Raw genomic sequence first — 19,066 nt, 5'->3', positions numbered from 1 at the left:
CCCCATCTACGTTAGCCGATTTAATGAAGCTCTTCCGGCGGAGGGGTGTAGCGGTGGGGAGGTAACTCGACCCGCTGAGTGACGCCACCCTGCACTACGGTGCGGCCTTCGTAACGTTCCCCGCCGGTGACGGTAAATTCGAACCGATAGATGCGGGTGATGCGTCTTTTGCCGTGGTTATCTTTGCTCAGGGTGAGCTTTTCCAGGCCAACGCTTTCGTCTAGAAATTCCAGTTTTTGTCGCTCACAAAAGCGTCGGGTCGCGACCAACGCCCGCTCACGGATGCCGTGGGAACGCCAGAACAATGCGCCGATCATGACCAGCGCGGTGATTAATAACACATCAGACAGATCCAGGTTCACCGGTGTGCCCCCGGCAGGCCGCCAAACAGGGCCTGCCACTGAGCCTCGTTAAGGCCATTGAGTGTTGCCATGTTCCGTTCGGGAATCTGTTCCGGATTCGGGTAGCTGGCGAGCCCTTTGTCCAAACTGGCTTCGCGTAGGATGTGTAGAATCGGGTAGGGTGCCCGGTTGGTGTAGTTCTCCGGGTCGTCGGCAGTGGTATCGGCGAATTGGTAAGCGGGGTGAAAGCTGGCGATTTGATAGGTGCCTTCCCAGCCTTGCTGTTCTAGCAGGCCATCGGCTAGATCTAATACGTCATTGTAGTCGAGAAAATCGTCTAACTGGTCGGTAATGATCAACAGCGTGGTGTCCACTTCTTCTGCAGATACGCGATCCATGTGGTCCAGTTCTTCGTGCAGATCCCCCAGCAAGGTTTCCACATTACGGCTATCGCTAACGGCAAAGCGTACCTGCCCGGCGGTGAAGGGCTTGCGCGCAAAAGGGCACAGGTTCAAGCCGATGACCACCTCTTCGAGCCATTGGCGGGTCTGGTTGATCGGGCAGGTTTTTTCCATGTCGTTAATCCGGTATTTCAATATTATCGCCAACGCGAACCACGCCGCTGGATAGAATTTCACAGCGCAGGCCGCCACGGCCCAGTAGGGCGTTGATCACTTGTTTAGGCGTTAGATCGCCTGCTAGCAGCTGACCGACTACAGAGCAGGGTTCGCAAAGCTCAATGCCGCGCAAGCGGATGTTGCCGAGCTGAAATTCACGCCCTTCCAATGCATTGAGGTCAACCCCTTTGGTCAATACGTTACGCCGCAGGGTTGATGGAACAACCTGTTGCTGATATTCGCGGTTGAAGCTGTCGATGGCCTCTGATTCGATCAGGGTGATTTGTTCTTCTGGTTTGGCATTGCGTCGATAGTGGCGGTCGCCAACGATGCCACAACCCGCACGCAGCTGTACCGCAGGCTGATTTTCCACCGGGCCACGGGACTGGCTGGCGGTGTAAAGGGCGAGGATTCTCATGGAACTCCTGGGCTGACGCCTAAGGCCGGTCGCTGAAGTACGCACATCGCACATATTGACGCGCCAGTTTAGCAGTTTCTTCCGAGTTTTCAGCGTCTAGCCTCTGGCGTCCTCATTAGCTAGAATCCACATCAATACTAATGATTGAGAAAGGACGTCCCTTGGACTGTGCCCTGAGCGACAATCCGCTTTTCCTCCTCACACCTGCTCGCTGGCGATGGTGATGCTCTCCCTGTGTCTGTACTGACACGTCTTTTGATTATTTTTCCTCTACAATTATTGCTCTAGATCGCGGTCCGCCTAAGTGCTGGGCCGTAGCGAAATGCTAAGGACAATTATGTCACCACAAGAACTGGATCGTTTTGCCCAGCAGGGCTATACCCGGGTGCCCGTGGTTCGCGAAGTATTGGCGGATTTGGATACGCCGCTGTCGGCCTATCGTAAGCTGGCGTCTGGCCCCTACACCTACCTGTTTGAATCGGTGCAGGGGGGCGAACGGTGGGGCCGGTATTCCATTATTGGCCTGCCGGCCACCGAGGTGGTGCGGATTACTGGTCAGCAGGTGCAGGTCGATGGCCCAGAGGGGCGTCAGCATTACGAAGTGGCTGATCCTATTGCTTGGGTGGAAGAGTATCGAAAAGCCTATCGTAGCCCAGACTTGGAGGGCTTGCCCCGTTTTAATGGCGGCCTGGTGGGGTATTTCGGTTACGACAGCGTGCGGTATTTCGAGCCACGCTTGGGGCCGGCACCTGGCGAGGATGTGCTAGGGGTTCCGGATATCCTGCTGATGCGGTCCGAGGAGGTGGTGGTCTTCGATAACCTGCGCGGGGCGCTGTTCCTGGTGGTGCATGTGGACCCGAAAGAAGACGGGGTACTGATGCGCGCCGAGCAGCGGCTAGAGGCGTTGGAAAGCCAGCTGCGCGCTCCCTTGTCGGAGCCGGCACATACCGTTTACGGCGAGCCTGTGGACGAAAACGATTTCCACCATGAATTTCCGCAAGACGCTTTCAAGGCGGGTGTGGAAACCATCCGCGAGTACATCCTGGCGGGGGACGTGATGCAGGTGGTGCCGTCCCAGCGCATGAGTTGTCCGTTTCAGGCGCCGGCGCTGGATTTGTATCGTGCCCTGCGTTACCTGAATCCGTCGCCTTACATGTTCTATCTGGATCTGGACGATTTTCATATCGCCGGCTCTTCGCCGGAAATTCTGGCTCGCGCTGAGCAGGGGCGAACGACGGTGCGGCCACTGGCGGGCACGCGCAAACGCGGTGCCAATGAAGCGGAAGATTTGGCGCTGGAAAAAGACTTGCTGGCGGACCCGAAGGAAATTGCCGAGCACCTGATGCTGATTGATTTGGGGCGCAACGATATTGGCCGTGTTTCTAAGGCGGGCAAGGTGGAGGTTTCCGACCAGATGGTCGTGGAGCGTTATTCCCACGTGATGCATATTGTGTCCAATGTGGACGGCGAGCTACGCGAAGATTTGGGGCCGCTGGATGTGCTGCGTGCCACCTTCCCGGCGGGCACCCTGAGCGGTGCGCCGAAGATCCGCGCTATGGAAATCATTGACGAACTGGAGCCCACCAAGCGCGGCGTCTACGGGGGCGCAGTGGGGTATATCGGTTTTAACGGCGATATGGACACGGCTATCGCTATCCGTACTGCAGTGATCAAGGATCAACGCCTGTACGTGCAGGCTGGGGCAGGGATTGTGGCCGACTCCGTGCCGCAGTCTGAATGGGACGAGACCATGAATAAAGCTCGGGCAGTATTCCGAGCGGTAAACATGGCATTGGGTGGTCTCAACCTGGCAGACGGAGGACAGTAATAATGCGCGTGCTGATGATCGATAATTACGACAGTTTTACCTACAACCTGGTGCAGTACCTACAGGAGCTGGGTGCTGAGGTGCTGGTGCACCGCAACGACCAGATTAGCCTGGAAGAGATTGAACAGCTGAACCCTGATCGGTTGATGATTTCCCCTGGCCCTTGTACCCCCAATGAAGCGGGTATCTCCCTCGCAGCGATTAAGCACTTTGCTGGCAAGCTGCCGATTCTTGGTGTGTGTTTGGGGCATCAGGCGATTGGGCAAGCGTTTGGGGGCCAGGTCATTCGGGCCCGCCAAGTGATGCATGGTAAAACCTCGCCGATTTACCACAATGGTGAGGGCGTGTTCCGTGATTTGCCATCGCCCTATACGGCAACTCGCTACCATTCTCTGGTGGTGGAAAAAGACAGCCTTCCGGATTGTTTGGAAATGACGGCCTGGACTCTGAAAGACGATGGCAGCGTCGATGAAATCATGGGTATGCGTCACAAGACGCTGCCGATTGAAGGGGTGCAATATCACCCTGAGTCTATTTTGAGTGAGCACGGTCATGCCCTGCTTGAGAATTTTTTAAAGCTGGATGAGCAGGGGGAAGGGGCATGAATATTCCGCAAGCGCTGGCCAAAGTGGTCGATAATATTGATTTGAGCATCGAGGAAATGCGCGATGTGATGGGCCAGGTGATGACCGGTGGCGCCACCGATGCACAGATTGGTGCACTGATGGTCGGCCTGCGGATGAAAAGCGAATCTCTGGATGAAATCACTGGCGCCGTTATGGTTATGCGCGAGCTGGTTACCGGGGTGACGGTGGAGAACCGTCAGTATCTGGTGGACATCGTCGGTACCGGCGGCGATGGCGCCAATTTGTTCAATGTGTCCACCGCCAGTAGTTTTGTGGCCGCGGCCGCCGGTGCCCATGTGGCCAAGCACGGGGGCCGTTCGGTGAGCTCGCAAAGTGGTTCCGCTGATCTGTTGGAAACGGCGGGTATTGCGCTGGACCTAAGCCCGGCACAGATTGGCCAATGTGTGGATAATGTTGGTGTCGGCTTCATGTTTGCGCCGAACCATCACAAGGCTATGAAGTATGCCGTGGAGCCGCGCAAGGAGCTGGGTATGCGCACCCTGTTTAATATTCTCGGTCCGATGACCAACCCGGCCGGGGTTCAGCGCTTGGTGATGGGTGTATTCTCGGAAAAGCTGTGTCGTCCGCTGGCGGAAGTCATGGGGCGCCTGGGTGGCGAGCACATCATGGTGGTGCACAGTAAAGACGGCCTGGATGAGATCAGCCTGGCGGCACGTACTCATGTGGCGGAGTTCAGGGATGGTGAGGTGAAAGAGTACGACCTGACACCGGAAGATCTTGGGCTGGAATCCGATTCCCTGGTCGGCCTTGATGTAACTGACTCAAAAGCGTCTTTGGCGCTGATCAAAGATGCGTTTGGCAAGCGCACCACAGAAGCCGCTTGCAAGGCTGCAGACATGATTGCCCTGAACGCGGGGGCGGCCATTTATGTCAGTGGTATTACTCGCACTCACAAGGAAGGGGTCAGCATGGCGGAAGACCTGATCCACAATGGAGAAGCGGCAGAACGCATGCGCGAGCTGGCCCAGTTCAGCACGGCCCTCAAGGTTGGCGACGAATCCCATTAAGGAGCGAGGTTATGAGCACAGGCACCATTCTCGATAAGATTATCGCCCGCAAGCAGGAGGAGATTGCCATTGGCAAGAACCATTATACGCTGGGTGATCTACAGTCCATGGCAGACAACCAGCGCAAGGCACGAGGGTTTATTTCCAGCCTATTCGGCCGGGTGAAGGAGCATCAGCCAGCGGTGATTGCGGAGATCAAAAAGGCCTCTCCCAGCAAGGGCGTGATCCGAAATGATTTTGATCCGGTATCCATTGCCCGCAGCTACGAAGCTAACGGTGCGGCTTGTCTGTCGGTACTTACTGACAAGGATTTTTTCCAGGGCGATGAACATTACTTACGTGCAGCTCGTAACGCGGTAAACCTGCCGGTGTTGCGCAAGGATTTCATGATTGATCCGTGGCAGATTTTTGAGTCCCGAGCCATGGGGGCAGATGCGGTGTTGTTGATTGCGGCAGCGCTGTCCGATGCGCAGATGGATGAGTTATATCATGCTGCTCAACAGGCCGGATGCGACGTGTTAGTGGAAGTGCACACGGAAGAGGAATTGCAGCGGGCGATAGCGTTGAACGCAGAGCTCATCGGCATCAACAACCGTAATCTGCATACCTTCGAGACCAGCCTGAATACTACGTTGACTCTGGCTCAACAGGTGCCGGGTGACCGTATGGTGGTGACTGAAAGTGGAATCCACTCCAGTGCAGACGTGAAGCTGATGCGTAACAACGGCATCCATAGTTTCCTGGTCGGCGAAGCCTTTATGCGTGCCGATGACCCGGGGGCTGAACTCAAGAAACTGTTCTTCTGATTTATAGGCCTCGTCGTTTCAATTGAGTGTTGTTGGGCAGTGCAAGCCGGTAGGCGGTGGTTAGCTTGAGGTATTGTTTTTAGCGTCCACGTTTTCAGGCTTTCTGTGCCCTCGGGTAAAATTATCTGCCTGCGCAGGTACGTTCAGCCCGTGTTGAACAGGCAAGAGATGAAAACGAAAGAGGCCGCGCTAATGGTTGGGCGCGGCCTCTTTGCGGTGAATTGGCAGAACATCCATTCGCGTTTGAACGTGTAGCTTACCTAGTACCGTACACCACCATGGTTTTGCCTTTTACGGAGACCAAGCCCTGTTCTTCTAGGTTTTTGAGTACCCGGCCTACCATTTCCCGGGAGCAACCGACGATGCGACCGATTTCCTGGCGAGTGATTTTGATCTGCATGCCGTCTGGGTGTGTCATTGCATCGGGTTGTTTACATAGGTCTAGCAGGGTGCCCGCGACACGGCCGGTGACATCCAGAAATGCCAGATCGCCCACTTTGCGAGTGGTGGCGCGTAGGCGGCCCGCAATTTGGGCGGATACGGTGAACAGGATATCTGCGTCTTCACGTGCCAACTGCCGAAATTTTGGGTAACTAACTTCGGCAACTTCACATTCTGTCTTGGCTTTTACCCAAGCAGAGCGGGAGGGGTCGTTTTCAAATAGACCCATTTCACCGAAGAAATCCCCTTCATTAAGGTATGCCATGATCATCTCGCGACCATCGTCGTCCTCGATCATTACCGTCACAGAGCCTTTGAGGATGTAATACAGCGCATCCGATTCATCACCAGCATAGATGATGGTGCTCTTCGCCGGGTACTTGCGGCGGTGGCACTGGGCCAAAAAGTGGTCCAGATTTGGGATGATTTTGTTGCCGTTCATCATGGGCGCTCAGTCTTTGAAACCAGAAAAATGTCTTAGTTATAAGCCTATGGATACTGCCTGTTTTTATGAGTTATGCCAAGAGGACAGGTTCTTTATCGTGGTTTTCACATGGTTAATGGGAACCAAGTTATTATTAAACAACGTTTTTTCTCTATATACGCCAATTTCCTGGGGGGGGTAAAAATAGAGAAAATATTCCCAATAGTCTGCTCTGAAAAGGGTGGCGTGAGGCCCGCGCTATGGTACTCTGCGCCCCCTTCAAAGGCGGGCGCACTCAGGCTTTCGGTTTGTGTTCGGGATGGGGTGACATACTAGGAGAGCGCCATGAAAGCAGTGGTTAAATGGCAGGGTGAAGCTTGCTATGAGGCGGAGACAGAAAGCGGCCATAAGGTGCTGATGGATGGTCCGCCGGATCATGGTGGTCAGAACCGCGGGCCGCGCCCCATGGAAACCTTGTTGTTGGGGGTGGGTGGTTGCTCCTCCTTTGATGTGATTCATATTCTTAAGAAGTCCCGTCAGGACGTGACCGACTGCCGGTGTGAATTAACCGCAGAGCGTGCTGACGATGTCCCGGCGGTGTTTAGCAAGATCCACCTGCATTTTATTGTCAGCGGTAACAGCTTGAAGGAAGCCCATGTGAAAAGGGCGGTCGAGCTGTCGGCAGAAAAATATTGTTCTGCCAGCATTATGCTGACTCGCGGTGGTGTTGAGATCACCCATAGTTATACCATTGAAGGCTGAGGCGGCCTGCAGGCGTTTCGGTAATGGCAATATGCCGGCCAGGCCGGTGATTGTGGTGACATCCTTTGGGATGTTGCAAACAAGGTAGCCGCTAGGGTTGCGGTGGTGTGTTTGTCTTAACGTGGCGATGAAACGCCCATGGGGTAAGGCTGTGGTGAAAGATCCCAATCCCAAGATTACGGTTCACGGTTTCAATAACCTGACCAAATCCTTGAGTTTTAATATTTTTGATATCGCTTACGCAAAGACAGAACAGCACCGTCAGGAATATATCGAATATATTGACGAGCTGTATAACGCGGAGCGTCTCACCGAGATTCTCACCAACGTAACCAATATCATTGGCGCCAATATTTTGAATGTGGCTCGCCAGGATTATGAGCCTCAGGGTGCCAGTGTAACCATGCTGATTGCTGAGCATGAAACTCCACCTGTTGGGACCGACTGGGACGAAGAAGGGCCAGGGCCGTTGCCAGAGACGGTCGTTGCTCATCTGGATAAGAGCCATGTGACGGTACATACCTATCCTGAGTCGCACCCGGATAATGGCATCTCCACTTTTCGGGTCGATGTGGACGTGTCGACCTGTGGGGTAATCTCCCCGCTGCGTGCGTTGAACTACCTGATCCACAGTTTCGATTCCGATATTGTCACGGTGGATTACCGGGTGCGTGGAATGACTCGTGATCTGGATGGCACCAAGCACTACATTGATCACGATATTAATTCGATCCAGAACTTCCTGACTGAAGATACCCAGAACGCTTATCAGATGATCGACGTGAATGTGTATCAGGAAAATATCTTCCACACCAAGATGTTGCTGAAAGACTTCGATATTGATAACTACTTGTTTGGCGCCGGTAGGGATGAATTCGCACAAACCGAGTTAGACCAGATTGAAGAGCGGATGAAGACTGAGATGCTGGAGATTTTCTACAGCCGTAACTTGGGATAAGCCTGCAGCAAGCTTCCACGTAACACGCAGAATAAAAAAGCCGCGCCCGTACAGGGTGCGGCTTTTTTTGTTGCTGGACGCCGGCTACAGAGTGGTTAGAGCGTTGATTAGATCCTGTAGGTGGTGAATGTCATCACCTTACTCATTAGCGTCATGGCGTGGCGTACCGGTGAGGGGAGGTCGGCGCCGCCGGCGTCCTTAGCGGTGACCGCGTGCTTGAGTTCGTCGGTTTTCATTTGCTCAAGAATGGCGCGGGTGCGCAGGTCGCTTTCTGGCACCTGGTACAGGTGGGATTCCAGATGTTTGACTACTTGATTCTCTGTTTCGGTGACAAAGCCTAGGCTCCAGCGGTCGCCGATCAGGCCAGCGGTGGCACCCACTGCATAGCTCATGGCATAGAACAGCGGATTAAGCTTGCTGGGCACGCCGCCGAGCTCCTGAATGCGCTCTTCGCACCAGGCTAGATGGTCTTCCTCTTCCCGTGCGGATTCTTCCATGGCGTGGCGAATATGCGGCAGGCTGGCGGTACTGGCTTGGCCTTGATAGAGCGCCTGGGCGCAGACTTCTCCGGTATGGTTAATACGCATTAGCCCCAGCACGTGTCGGCGCTGGTCGCTGGGCAGGGTGCCGGCTTCCGGGGCGTCCGGCGCTGGAGCGGCATGGGCGGGCGTTCGCTCTGCCTGGGTGGTGCCAGGGGTCAGGGTTCGCAGGGCGTTATCAGCGCGGGCGAGTAGCTTGTCCAGAGGAGACAGTCGGCGTTCAGTCATGGCAAATTATCGCTGGCAGGCAAGCAAGCCAAAGGCTTGCAGCGTGAAAAGTGAGTGGCTCCTAGTGTAGCCTAAGAATGGCTGAATTGAAGCACCCTACCGACTAGACAACATAACAAGGGCCTGTGTGCCAGCGTATTGCGTGAAGCGTGCAAGCAATAATGCATGAGTGACCTGAATGACCTGAAGATGCTGTTGGAGTCCCGCTATCCCATTGTGGTGATTGAAACCTGGGAAGAGCTGCGGGCGCTGGATTTGATTCGTCGCTTGGGCATGCGTGAGGGCCGACCAGTGTTTGCCTGGAATGCGGTGGATGGCTTACGCAGGCTGGAGTTGGAACAGAGCCCCAGCCAAAAACACACCATTGAGCCCGATGCCATGCTGGGACAGATTCGCGCTACTAACGAACCGGGCATCTATGCGCTGTGTGATTTGCATCCCTATCTGGATGGGGAGCCAAAGCCTATACGCTTAATCAAGGAAATCGCGCTTCATCATGAGCGTTTACACCACACCTTGGTGCTGGTTAGCCACGAATTCACCATCCCGCCTGAGTTACGCCGCTACTGTACGCGTTTTAATTTGTCTATGCCGGATGAAAAGCAGCTGGAGCATATTGTTCAGGATGAAGCGCGCCGCTTCAAAAAGGAACGCGGCGAGCGGGTTCGTGCTGACAGAGCTTCATTGGAGCGTTTGGTGCGCAATTTACGTGGGTTGAGCGTGGAGGATGCTCGCAAACTGGCCCGTGGGGCTATTATCCATGATGGGGCTATCACCGAGGAAGACTTGCCGGAGGTGAATAAGGCCAAGTTTGCACTAATGGAAATGGACGGGGTGCTTAGCTATGAATACGACACCGACAGCTTTGCCAATGTGGGTGGGCTGCAGGGCCTGAAAGATTGGTTGGGCAAGCGCGAAGGCGCCTTTCAGGATGGTCAGGGCCAAGCTATCGACTCGCCCCGTGGGGTGATGCTGGTAGGTGTGCAGGGTGGTGGTAAAAGCTTGGCCGCCAAGTCGGTGGCGGGGCTTTGGGGCTTACCATTGTTGCGGTTGGATATGGGCGCCATATACAACAAATTTTTCGGTGAGTCCGAGCGCAATGTGCGTGAGGCGTTGGCGATGGCGGAAACTATGTCGCCTTGTGTGTTGTGGATAGACGAAATCGAGAAGGGCATTGCGGTAGGAGATAACGATGGGGGTACTTCGCGCCGGGTGTTGGGCACGTTGTTAACGTGGATGGCAGAAAACCGCAGCAAAGTCTTTATGGTGGCGACGGCTAACGATATTGAACGGTTGCCTCCAGAGCTTATTCGCAAGGGTCGACTGGACGAAATTTTCTTTGTTGATTTGCCTTCCTGTGAGGTGCGCAAAGATATTTTCTGCATCCACTTGAACAAACGTGGGCAGCAGACCAATGCCTTCGATTTGTCCCGTCTAGCTCAGTGCAGCGATGGTTTTACTGGTGCCGAGATCGAGCAAGCGGTGGTGGCCGGGTTATACAGTGCAGGGGCGGCAAATCAGCCCCTGGATCAGGCCTTGCTGGAAGCGGAGCTGGCGGCCACGGTGCCGTTGTCGGTAACCATGGCGGAATCGCTGGGCCGTCTGCGGCAATGGTGTCAGGGGCGAGCAGTCAGTGCCGGGGGGTGACTCGGGGTTGATGGCTTTGAGCCTAGGATTTCATCCATTGGTCTGCTCAGTTGTGTGTGCTGCGTTGGAGGGTTGCTGAGCTGTCTCCGGAGGGGCGGATTGGGTAAAACGCACGAGGGTATTGCGTAATACGTTTAGCTCCACGGGCTTGGGTAGGTGGGCGTTCATGCCGGCGGCTAGGCTGCGGTCCTTGTGCTCACGCAGAATGTGTGCGGTTAACGCCACAATCGGTACCGCCGGAAGGTCTTGTTTCTGTTCGTGCTCGCGAATCATGCGAGTGGCTTCAAAGCCATCCATTTCCGGCATTTCGCAATCCATTAAAATGAGGTCGTAACGTGTCTTGCTAGCCAGCTCTAGCGCTTCCTTGCCGTTGGAGGCGATGTCTGCTTTCAGGCCTAATTTACCCAGCATGCCGCGAATCACTTTCTGGCTAAGGTAATGGTCCTCCGCCACCAGCAGTTTCAGCCCTGGATCCAGTTTGCGCTGAGGCTCGGGCTGCACGGCTGCGATCTGATGGCAAAGTCCAAGTTCTTCCGCCAGGGCCTGACGCAGCCGTGGGGCAGAAACCGGCTTTGATAGTACCCGGTGGATACCCACGTTGCGGGCCTGGGTGGCGGTGGGGGCATTGTTGATGCCGGTTAACATCACTAGCACGGTGGGATGCATGATGACCGGGTCTTCATGGATACGAGCAGCCAACTGCATGCCGTCGATGCCTGGCATGTGATGGTCGAGCACCACTACATCGTACGGCTCATTGATATTGGCCTGGGTTCGCAGTGAAGCCAGTGCTTCGCGGGGGTCGTGGCAGGCAGTGACACGCATGCCCCAGGACAGCGCATGGTGACGCAGTACCCGGGTCACGGTAATGGAATCGTCGACCACTAGAAGGCTGCGTCCGGCGAGGAGGGAGGTGTCCACGTTGGCGTTGGGGGTCGAGGTATTTTCCGCCGGCAGAGATACTACGAACCAATAGTGTACATCTCTATGATCTTGCAGAGTGCCCATGCGCCCGCCTAGCACTTCTATCAGCTGCTCGGCAATGGCCAGGCTCAGATGGCTGCTCTTGTTCTGCCTTTGGTTGTCGCGCAGTCGCTCCAGTGTTTCTTCGTTCATGGCGCTGCCGGTGAAGCCGAAGCGCACCCGATCTGCCTGGCCGGTGGGCTCCATGGAAACGTCGATAACCAGCTCTCCGGGGTAGCCGTGACGAATCAGGGCGCCCATTAAGTTGATGACGATCTGGCGAAGCCGCCCGGCATCCCCAATGACTCGGCTGGGCACGTTAGTATGAACATGGGTAATCAATTCGATCTGCTTTTCTTCGGCCCGCTCTTTGAATAAATCGATGGCTTCCATGATCAGATCGTGAATATCCAGTGCGCTATGGTTGATGTCTTTGCCACTGGTGGAAAGCTGGGAATGCTCAAGCACGTCATTGATGATGCGCAGCAGATTGTCGCCGGCATTCTGGATGGCGCTTACACATTCGCGCTGGTTGGGTGTTAGCGGGGTGTCAGCCAGAATCTCCGACATACCGAGAATACCGCTGAGAGGGGTGCGGACATCATGGCCGATCCGTGACAGGGTTTCCCGGCGGGTGGCATCCACGGTTTCCGCCACGGTTTGCGAGCGTTTTTGCTCGATATGAAGGAGCGCCTGATGGCGATGGCTGAGCCGTAAACCGACCTCCAGCGTCACCGCTTCTAGAATGGTGCTGGCCAGTAACCATTGCGGCAGTTCCGCACTGGTTTGCAGAATACCCAAGTAGGCCAGGCACACTAACATGACGGGGCCGCTGGCCAGTACGGTGGTAAGGAAAAATAACCCGCCATCATTTAATTCTCGCTGCCAACTGATATAGCCGAGAATCAGTAACAACAACACGGCTAAGCTAGCGATGACAAAGCTGGTACCAGCGGCCAGCCCAACCGGTAGTAACAGTGTTAGGGGGATCACGACCAGTGCTCCCCACTTCACTATTAGGGTGATGCGATGCAAAAGAGGGGCTATCTCGGACAGTTCGAAGAAGGAGCGTGCCACTCCAGTGGAGGCAAACAGGGCGATCATTTTCATAGAGAACAAAATGCGAGGCTGAACGGTGCTGTTCTCTGTCAGTGACTGGGGAAGGAATCCCGCCAGCACTAGGCTGATAGCGAGTACGCTGAGAATAAATACGCAATGATAAAAATAAGTTTGTTCACCACGCATGATGCCGGACATTAGATTGTAGATAGCGAGAATGAGTAAGGCGCCCGTTAAAATCATGTACACCGCGGTGGTAGCACTCTGTTGTTTTAGGTGGGCATTAATGTTGTTCAGGGTTAGACCATAGGTGAGGTATCCCTGTGGCTGCAGTTGTAGGTAGATCAGCTGCCGTTCGCCGGTAGGTAGGTGTAGTCGGTAGCCGGCATTTCGTCCGGGGATGCGTTGATCTTCGCCGGCCTGGGTGTAATGGCCGTTAGGGCCAGGAAAGAACACGCGGGCATCGGGGTTGCCTTTGAGGATTAGTGCGTAGTCTTGCCTGTTGCTCAGCTCATTCTGCAAGGCTACGCGTACCCACCATTTGCCATCACGAATCCCTAGCCGTTCAATGTAGCGTGTGGCGGGCTGGAAAAGATTGCTGGTCGACGGTTGGCTGATGGTGTCGATATCGCTGTTGCCGTCGGCGTCACGGTAATATTCGGAATAGATAGTAATGCGAGCCTGATCCGGTTCGCTATGAATCACAAAAGGGGGAGGCGCATCTGCTAAAACGCTATTGGTTATGCCGCATAACGCGAGGACTAATAGCCAGAATAGCGATTCAGGCTTGAATAGCCTTTGCATGGGTCTGTTGTTTTGCATCCGTCGGTTTTCCCCGGTCAAGCACATAGGCACTTAAGCCTGCTTCGGAGAGGATATAGGCTCCGAGCTCGCTACGTCGACCATCACCGCATACTACGTAGAAAAAATCCTTTTCTAAGTTCAAAGCTTCGCGGCGTAATTCATTGAGCGGTAGGTTGCGGGCGCCTGGAGTTCGGTCATGGCGAAACTCCATGGGCAAGCGGACATCCACCAAGATGCAGGCGGCTTCTGCCTCAAGCACCATGGTGTCCAGTTCGTCTTCGGTGAGGTGGCGAATCACCGAATCTTGCAGTATTGCTTGAAAGTCACTTTTCCCTAGGCACATCAGTACGCCATCGCTGGTCATGGTAATGGTGGCATTACGAGGGCTTTCACTGATCAAAGCATCCTCACCGAAGAAGCGACCGGCGGAGAGGGCGGCGAGAGTTTCCTGCTTGGCACCTTTGGTGCGGGTAACCATGGCTTTGCCCTGTTTGATCACGAACAGGGTGTCGCCGTGGTCGCCTTCTTTGACAATGACTTCACCTAGTTGAACTTCGCGTTCCTGGAATTTTACGAACAGGCTGTGAATCATGGCCGGTGGCACGGCTGAGAACAGTTCCGATGAAAGCAGCGCGTCCATCCAGTCCCGTTCATTTGCATCGTCCTCATCGTCCAGCATGGACTCGGCGGCTTGGGTCCACGTCATCAGCAGGTCGAGCTTGGTGCGGTCGATGGCATACAAAGTGGTGGCTTCGGCGGTTATCGCATTGATGGTGTGTTCGGCGTAGTTGTCGATAGCCAGGTAATTTTCATCGTCGTCGGCGGTAAAATGGCGTACCTGAAAACTGGCATTGGTGAGATCCAGCGAACCTTTAATCAGGAAGTAGGCCTTGTCGCTGCTTTGGCCGCGCTTGAACAGGAGCCGGCCAGGGGCAATCTTGATGACGCTGATTTGGCCCTGGATTTCATTGCGGTGGGATTCGCTCAGGCAGTCAAAAGGAATGAAATTCTCAAGACGTGACATATCCGCCGTTTGATTCGACATGGCAACCCCCGAAGGTGTGTTGATGGGTGAGCCGGAGCCGGCTCACCTTTAATTCTTAGTTGCCTGTACTTTATGCTTTTTCGCGGGCCACTGCACGGTAGCCAATGTCGGAACGATACTGGGCATTACGCCATGTGATCTGCTTCACACCCTCGTAGGCATTGGCCTGGGCTTCACCGACGGTGTCGCCGACACCGGTGATGCAGAGCACCCGCCCGCCACTGGTAACCACCTGGCCGTCTTGTTCGGCGGTCCCGGCGTGGAAGACCTTCACAGTATCAGAATCGGCCTGATCCAGCCCCTTGATGGCATCCCCCTTGTCGTAGCTATCCGGGTAGCCGCCAGCGGCCATTACCACACCTAGCGTGGGACGTGGATCCCATTGAATCTCGGCCTGATCCAGCTTACCTTCCAGCGCGGCCAGACATAGCGCAGCCAGGTCGGACTGCAGGCGCATCATGATGGGCTGAGTTTCCGGGTCGCCGAAGCGGCAATTGTATTCGATTACTTTGGGGGCACCGTCTGGGTTGATCATCAAGCCCGCGTAGAGGAAGCCGGTGTAGGGCATGCCTTCGGCGGCCATGCCTTCTACGGTGGGGGTGATGACTTCGTCCATGATGCGTTTGTAGACCGCGTCGGTGACCACCGGCGCCGGGGAGTAAGCGCCCATGCCGCCGGTGTTGGGGCCCGTGTCGCCGTCGCCGGCTCGCTTGTGATCCTGGCTGGTAGCCATGGGCAGAACGTTTTTGCCATCGACCATGACGATGAAGCTGGCCTCTTCGCCTTCGAGAAACTCTTCGACCACTACACGGTGGCCGGCATCGCCAAATTTGTTGCCGTCAAGCATGTCGCGTACGGCATCTTCCGCTTCCTGCAGAGTCATGGCGACGATCACACCTTTGCCTGCGGCCAGCCCATCGGCCTTGATCACGATAGGAGCGCCCTGTTCGCGCACGTAGGCCAGCGCTTCATCCATGTCAGTGAAGTTGCCGTAGGCGCCGGTGGGAATGTTCTGCCGGGCCAGAAAGTCTTTGGTGAAGGCTTTGGAGCCTTCCAGTTGTGCTGCAGCCTTGCTCGGACCGAAGCACTTCAGGCCATTTTCCTGGAAGGTGTCGACCAAACCCTCTACCAGTGGCGCTTCCGGGCCAACAATGGTCAGGTCGATGCTATTGTCTTTGGCAAAGGCCAGCAGCCCGGGTTGATCCAGTACGTCCAGGGCCACATTTTCGAGCTTGGCTTCGCGGGCGGTACCCGCGTTGCCGGGGGCAACGAAGACGGTTTCTACCTGCTCGGCTTGAGCCACTTTCCATGCCAGGGCATGCTCGCGGCCACCGCCGCCAATGATGAGTACCTTCATGGGGTGATCCATTTGCTATGAATGGTTAATCCTGATCGCGTGTCGTGATCGGCGACGAGCTTGACGCCAGAGGTCCAACGCGGGACCGGAGGGTCGCTTCATGCGTTGGACGTCTGGCGGCCAGCGTTAATGCCTGAAATGGCGCATGCCGGTGAAGACCATGGCCATGCCGGCTTCGTCGGCGGCGGCAATAACTTCTTCATCGCGAATCGAGCCGCCGGGCTGGATCACGCAGCTGATTCCTACCTTAGCCGCGTTGTCGATGCCATCGCGGAACGGGAAGAAAGCATCGGAGGCCATTACGGAGCCTTCCACTTGCAGGCCAGCATGTTCTGCTTTGATAGCCGCAATGCGCGCAGAGTTGACCCGGCTCATCTGGCCGGCGCCCACGCCTACGGTTTGACGATCTTTGGCGTAAACAATGGCATTGGATTTGACGAACTTAGCCACTTTCCAAGCGAAGATCAGGTCGTGCATTTCGGCTTCAGTGGGCGCGCGCTTGGTGACCACCTTCAATTCACCTTCGGTGATCATGCCGAGATCGCGATCTTGCACCAGTAGCCCGCCGTTGACGCGTTTGTAGTCCAGGCCAGAAGCCGCTACACCCTCCATTTCACCACACACCAGTACTCGCACATTCTTTTTGGCGGCGGTGATGGCCAGGGCTTCTTCTGTGGCGCTGGGGGCGATAATCACTTCGACAAACTGGCGATCAACGATGGCCTGGGCGGTGGCGGCATCCAGCTTGCGGTTGAAGGCGATGATGCCGCCGAAGGCGGATTCGGTATCGGTGGCGAAGGCCAGATCATAAGCTGTGGTAATGCCATCTAGGCTCACCGCCACCCCACAGGGGTTGGCGTGCTTGACGATTACACAGGCCGGCTTGGTGAAGCCTTTTACGCATTCCAGTGCGGCGTCGGTATCAGCGATGTTGTTGTAGCTTAGTTCTTTGCCCTGCAGCTGTTTCGCGGTGGCGATGGATGCCGGGGCCGGGTTGCGCTCGGTGTAGAAGGCCGCTTTCTGGTGCGGGTTCTCGCCATAACGCATGTTCTGGGTTTTTTCGAAGTTCAGGTTAATGGTACGCGGGAAGTCCAGATTGCTCATACCATCCTGTCCTTCGACTTTCTTGCCAAAGTAGTTGGCAATGGCACTGTCATAGGCGGCGGTGTGCTCGAACGCTTTGATGGCCAGGTCAAAACGCAAGTCATCAGACAGCGCGCCGTTGTTGGCGGCCATGTCGTCGAGTACGCGCTGGTAGTCGGCGGCATCAGTCACAATGCCAACGCTGGCATTGTTCTTGGCGGCAGAACGAACCATGGTCGGACCGCCAATGTCGATGTTCTCGATGGCGTCTTCCAGAGAGCAATCCGGGTTGGCCACGGTGGCCTCGAAGGGGTAAAGGTTGACCACCACCAGATCAATGGGGCTGATGTCGTTGTCGGCCATGACCTGTTCGTCCTGGCCGCGACGGCCAAGGATGCCGCCGTGCACTTTAGGGTGCAGGGTTTTTACCCGGCCGGCCATCATTTCCGGGAAACCGGTGTAGTCGGAGACTTCGCGTACGGCGATGCCGGCCTCCTGCAGTTTCTTGAAGGTCCCGCCTGTGGACAGCAGTTCCACGCCCTTGTCAGCTAGGGCCTGGGCGAATTCGACGATACCGGTTTTATCGGAAACACTGATCAGTGCACGTTCAACATTGCTCATGGGGTTTCACCAAGTTGCGAAGTCTTAATTAATACGAGGGCTAGAAACAAAAAAAGGGCAGTGTGGTCACTGCCCTTGGTGTTACGGGTCTGTATTACAATAGACCGTACTGCTTGAGTTTCTTGCGCAGAGTGCCGCGGTTCAGGCCCAGTAGCTCAGCGGCTTTGGTCTGGTTACCACGGGTGTACTCGAGCACTTTCTCAAGCAGGGGAATTTCCATTTCAGCCAGCACCATCGGGTAGAGCTCGCTCACGGCTTCGCCGTCCAGCTGGTTGAAATAATCGTTTAGCGAACGTCGCACACAATTGCGCAGCGTGTCGTGGGTTTCGCTGCGCGCAATAGTAAGATGCGGCTGCTTTCGTGCTTCAGCGGTGTTCATTTCAGTAAGTGTCCGTGCAGCGGCTGTGTTAACTGAAGAAAGGGTCATGCGGCCAGGGCTCCGTTTTTCTTCCGGGCAGACACCTCGCCATAACGACCGAAGCGAACTCGGTCGGTAGTGGCGCTTATCTGTTGGAAAAACTGCTCGATTGCCACGCGTTGATCGGTGGCATTTTCCAGTGTGTTAAACCCGCGCCGGAAGTCTTCCCCATTGGGCAGGTTCTGTGTGTACCAGCCCAGGTGCTTGCGTGCGATACGTACCCCCATGAACTCACCATAAAAATCATGCAGTTCGTACAGGTGCTGTTGCACGCAATCATGGACTTCCGTTACTAACGGCGCTGCGGGCAGCGAGCCGTGCTCGAGGTAATACAGGGTGTCCCGGAAGATCCACGGGTTACCCTGAGCAGCGCGGCCGATCATGATACCATCGGCGCCGGTGGATTCCAGTACCCGTTTGGCTTTTTCCGGGCTATCCACGTCTCCATTGGCCATGATCGGAATGTTCACCGCATCCACCACCTGTTTGATAGTGGCGTATTCGGCGTCACCGTTGAACTTGTCGGCGCGGGTGCGCCCGTGAATGGCAAGGGCTTGAATGCCCGCAGTTTCGGCGATGCGGGCAATGTCGATGGCATTGCGCTGATCGCGATCAGGGCCGGTACGGATTTTCAGGGTAACGGGGACATTTACCGCCTGAGTCACTGCATCGAGGATGCGCGCGACTAGGTCTGGGTCGGCCAGCAGGGCAGACCCCGCGGCGCGTTTGCACACTTTTTTCGCCGGGCAGCCCATATTGATGTCAATAATCTGGGCGCCATGCTCCACGTTGGCGCGGGCCGCCTCTGCCAGCATTGCCGGCTCTCCGCCGGCGATCTGTACCGAGATGGGGCCTGGTTCGCCGCTATGGTCTAACCGCTGGCGAGACTTTCGAGAGTTCCACAGACGGGTGTCCGAGGTCACCATTTCCGACACCAGCAGGCCGGCCCCCAGGTCTCTGCACAAGCGCCGGAATGGGCGGTCCGTGACGCCGGCCATGGGGGCTAGAATCAAGGAGTTCGGCAGGTTATAGGGTCCGATCTGCATGGCGCCG

The 19,066-nt window shown here is 55.7% G+C and carries 18 protein-coding genes; 7 read left to right on the top strand and 11 right to left on the bottom strand.

All coding sequences use genetic code 11. The features are described 5' to 3' along the window. Nucleotides 1-20: 20 nt before the first annotated feature. Genes Y017_RS04180 through Y017_RS04170 form a run of 3 tightly spaced genes read right to left on the bottom strand, consistent with a single transcriptional unit; the run spans nt 21 to nt 1,376 of the window. Nucleotides 21-362, bottom strand: a complete 342-nt coding sequence (locus Y017_RS04180; protein WP_011589309.1) for a DUF3301 domain-containing protein — start codon at nt 360-362, stop codon at nt 21-23. Further along, entirely contained in the window at nt 359-916 is a 558-nt protein-coding gene (locus tag Y017_RS04175; protein ID WP_035459155.1) for a DUF1415 domain-containing protein, read from the bottom strand. The genes Y017_RS04180 and Y017_RS04175 overlap by 4 nt, the downstream gene beginning before the upstream one ends. A gap of 4 nt (nt 917-920) precedes the next feature. Next, nucleotides 921-1,376: an MOSC domain-containing protein gene (locus tag Y017_RS04170; RefSeq protein WP_011589307.1), complete on the bottom strand. Its 456-nt coding sequence runs from the start codon at nt 1,374-1,376 to the stop codon at nt 921-923. 337 nt (nt 1,377-1,713) lie between these two features. On the opposite strand from Y017_RS04170, the gene trpE reads away from it, so the two are divergent. From trpE to trpC, 4 genes are read left to right on the top strand one after another with little or no spacing between them, the layout of a single operon-like run. Continuing rightward, the gene (gene trpE / locus Y017_RS04165) at nt 1,714-3,204 is read left to right on the top strand and encodes an anthranilate synthase component I (protein ID WP_035459153.1); all 1,491 of its coding nucleotides are present in this window, start codon (nt 1,714-1,716) and stop codon (nt 3,202-3,204) included. Between the two features lie 2 nt (nt 3,205-3,206). Continuing rightward, nucleotides 3,207-3,809: an aminodeoxychorismate/anthranilate synthase component II gene (locus tag Y017_RS04160; RefSeq protein ID WP_035459151.1), complete on the top strand. Its 603-nt coding sequence runs from the start codon at nt 3,207-3,209 to the stop codon at nt 3,807-3,809. Continuing rightward, nucleotides 3,806-4,858, top strand: coding sequence for an anthranilate phosphoribosyltransferase (gene trpD, locus Y017_RS04155; protein ID WP_035459149.1), 1,053 nt, complete (start codon nt 3,806-3,808; stop codon nt 4,856-4,858). The genes Y017_RS04160 and trpD overlap by 4 nt, the downstream gene beginning before the upstream one ends. An 11-nt stretch (nt 4,859-4,869) precedes the next feature. Next, complete coding sequence (gene trpC, locus Y017_RS04150) at nt 4,870-5,664, top strand: indole-3-glycerol phosphate synthase TrpC (protein WP_011589303.1); 795 nt, start codon at nt 4,870-4,872, stop codon at nt 5,662-5,664. 256 nt (nt 5,665-5,920) lie between these two features. Here the strand turns inward: trpC and crp are convergent, their stop codons facing one another. Next, nucleotides 5,921-6,550, bottom strand: coding sequence for a cAMP-activated global transcriptional regulator CRP (crp, locus tag Y017_RS04145; RefSeq protein ID WP_011589302.1), 630 nt, complete (start codon nt 6,548-6,550; stop codon nt 5,921-5,923). A 324-nt stretch (nt 6,551-6,874) separates the two neighbouring features. On the opposite strand from crp, the gene Y017_RS04140 reads away from it, so the two are divergent. Then, a complete protein-coding gene (locus Y017_RS04140) occupies nt 6,875-7,291 on the top strand; it encodes an OsmC family protein (RefSeq protein ID WP_035459145.1) in 417 nt (138 codons plus the stop codon). A 127-nt stretch (nt 7,292-7,418) separates the two neighbouring features. Next, complete coding sequence (speD, locus tag Y017_RS04135; RefSeq protein WP_011589300.1) at nt 7,419-8,249, top strand: adenosylmethionine decarboxylase; 831 nt, start codon at nt 7,419-7,421, stop codon at nt 8,247-8,249. Between the two features lie 107 nt (nt 8,250-8,356). Here the strand turns inward: speD and coq7 are convergent, their stop codons facing one another. Continuing rightward, nucleotides 8,357-9,016: a 2-polyprenyl-3-methyl-6-methoxy-1,4-benzoquinone monooxygenase gene (gene coq7, locus Y017_RS04130; protein WP_011589299.1), complete on the bottom strand. Its 660-nt coding sequence runs from the start codon at nt 9,014-9,016 to the stop codon at nt 8,357-8,359. A gap of 165 nt (nt 9,017-9,181) precedes the next feature. Between coq7 and Y017_RS04125 the strand changes: the two genes are divergently transcribed. Beyond that, the gene (locus tag Y017_RS04125; protein ID WP_035459143.1) at nt 9,182-10,663 is read left to right on the top strand and encodes an AAA family ATPase; all 1,482 of its coding nucleotides are present in this window, start codon (nt 9,182-9,184) and stop codon (nt 10,661-10,663) included. Between the two features lie 30 nt (nt 10,664-10,693). Here Y017_RS04125 and Y017_RS04120 read toward each other — a convergent pair whose 3' ends face one another. The 6 genes from Y017_RS04120 to dusB all read right to left on the bottom strand — a co-directional run bounded on the left by Y017_RS04120 (nt 10,694) and on the right by dusB (nt 19,059). Then, nucleotides 10,694-13,507 (bottom strand): hybrid sensor histidine kinase/response regulator, encoded by a 2,814-nt coding sequence (locus Y017_RS04120; protein ID WP_035459140.1) that lies wholly within the window; start codon nt 13,505-13,507, stop codon nt 10,694-10,696. Continuing rightward, nucleotides 13,467-14,534: a cyclic nucleotide-binding domain-containing protein gene (locus tag Y017_RS04115; RefSeq protein ID WP_035459137.1), complete on the bottom strand. Its 1,068-nt coding sequence runs from the start codon at nt 14,532-14,534 to the stop codon at nt 13,467-13,469. Before Y017_RS04115 ends, Y017_RS04120 begins: the two co-directional genes overlap by 41 nt. A gap of 70 nt (nt 14,535-14,604) precedes the next feature. After that, complete coding sequence (gene purD, locus Y017_RS04110; protein ID WP_173425774.1) at nt 14,605-15,891, bottom strand: phosphoribosylamine--glycine ligase; 1,287 nt, start codon at nt 15,889-15,891, stop codon at nt 14,605-14,607. A gap of 126 nt (nt 15,892-16,017) precedes the next feature. Beyond that, nucleotides 16,018-17,595, bottom strand: a complete 1,578-nt coding sequence (gene purH, locus Y017_RS04105; protein ID WP_035459133.1) for a bifunctional phosphoribosylaminoimidazolecarboxamide formyltransferase/IMP cyclohydrolase — start codon at nt 17,593-17,595, stop codon at nt 16,018-16,020. A gap of 94 nt (nt 17,596-17,689) precedes the next feature. Next, nucleotides 17,690-17,974 (bottom strand): DNA-binding transcriptional regulator Fis, encoded by a 285-nt coding sequence (gene fis, locus Y017_RS04100; RefSeq protein ID WP_007148571.1) that lies wholly within the window; start codon nt 17,972-17,974, stop codon nt 17,690-17,692. Between the two features lie 44 nt (nt 17,975-18,018). Next, nucleotides 18,019-19,059: a tRNA dihydrouridine synthase DusB gene (dusB, locus tag Y017_RS04095; RefSeq protein ID WP_011589292.1), complete on the bottom strand. Its 1,041-nt coding sequence runs from the start codon at nt 19,057-19,059 to the stop codon at nt 18,019-18,021. Nucleotides 19,060-19,066: the final 7 nt, after the last annotated feature.

Origin of the sequence: Alcanivorax sp. 97CO-5 (assembly GCF_000524665.1) — a bacterium.
GTDB lineage: Bacteria > Pseudomonadota > Gammaproteobacteria > Pseudomonadales > Alcanivoracaceae > Alcanivorax > Alcanivorax borkumensis.
The sequence above is the reverse complement of the archived record's forward strand: the minus strand, read 5'-3'. Positions and strand labels throughout refer to the sequence as shown.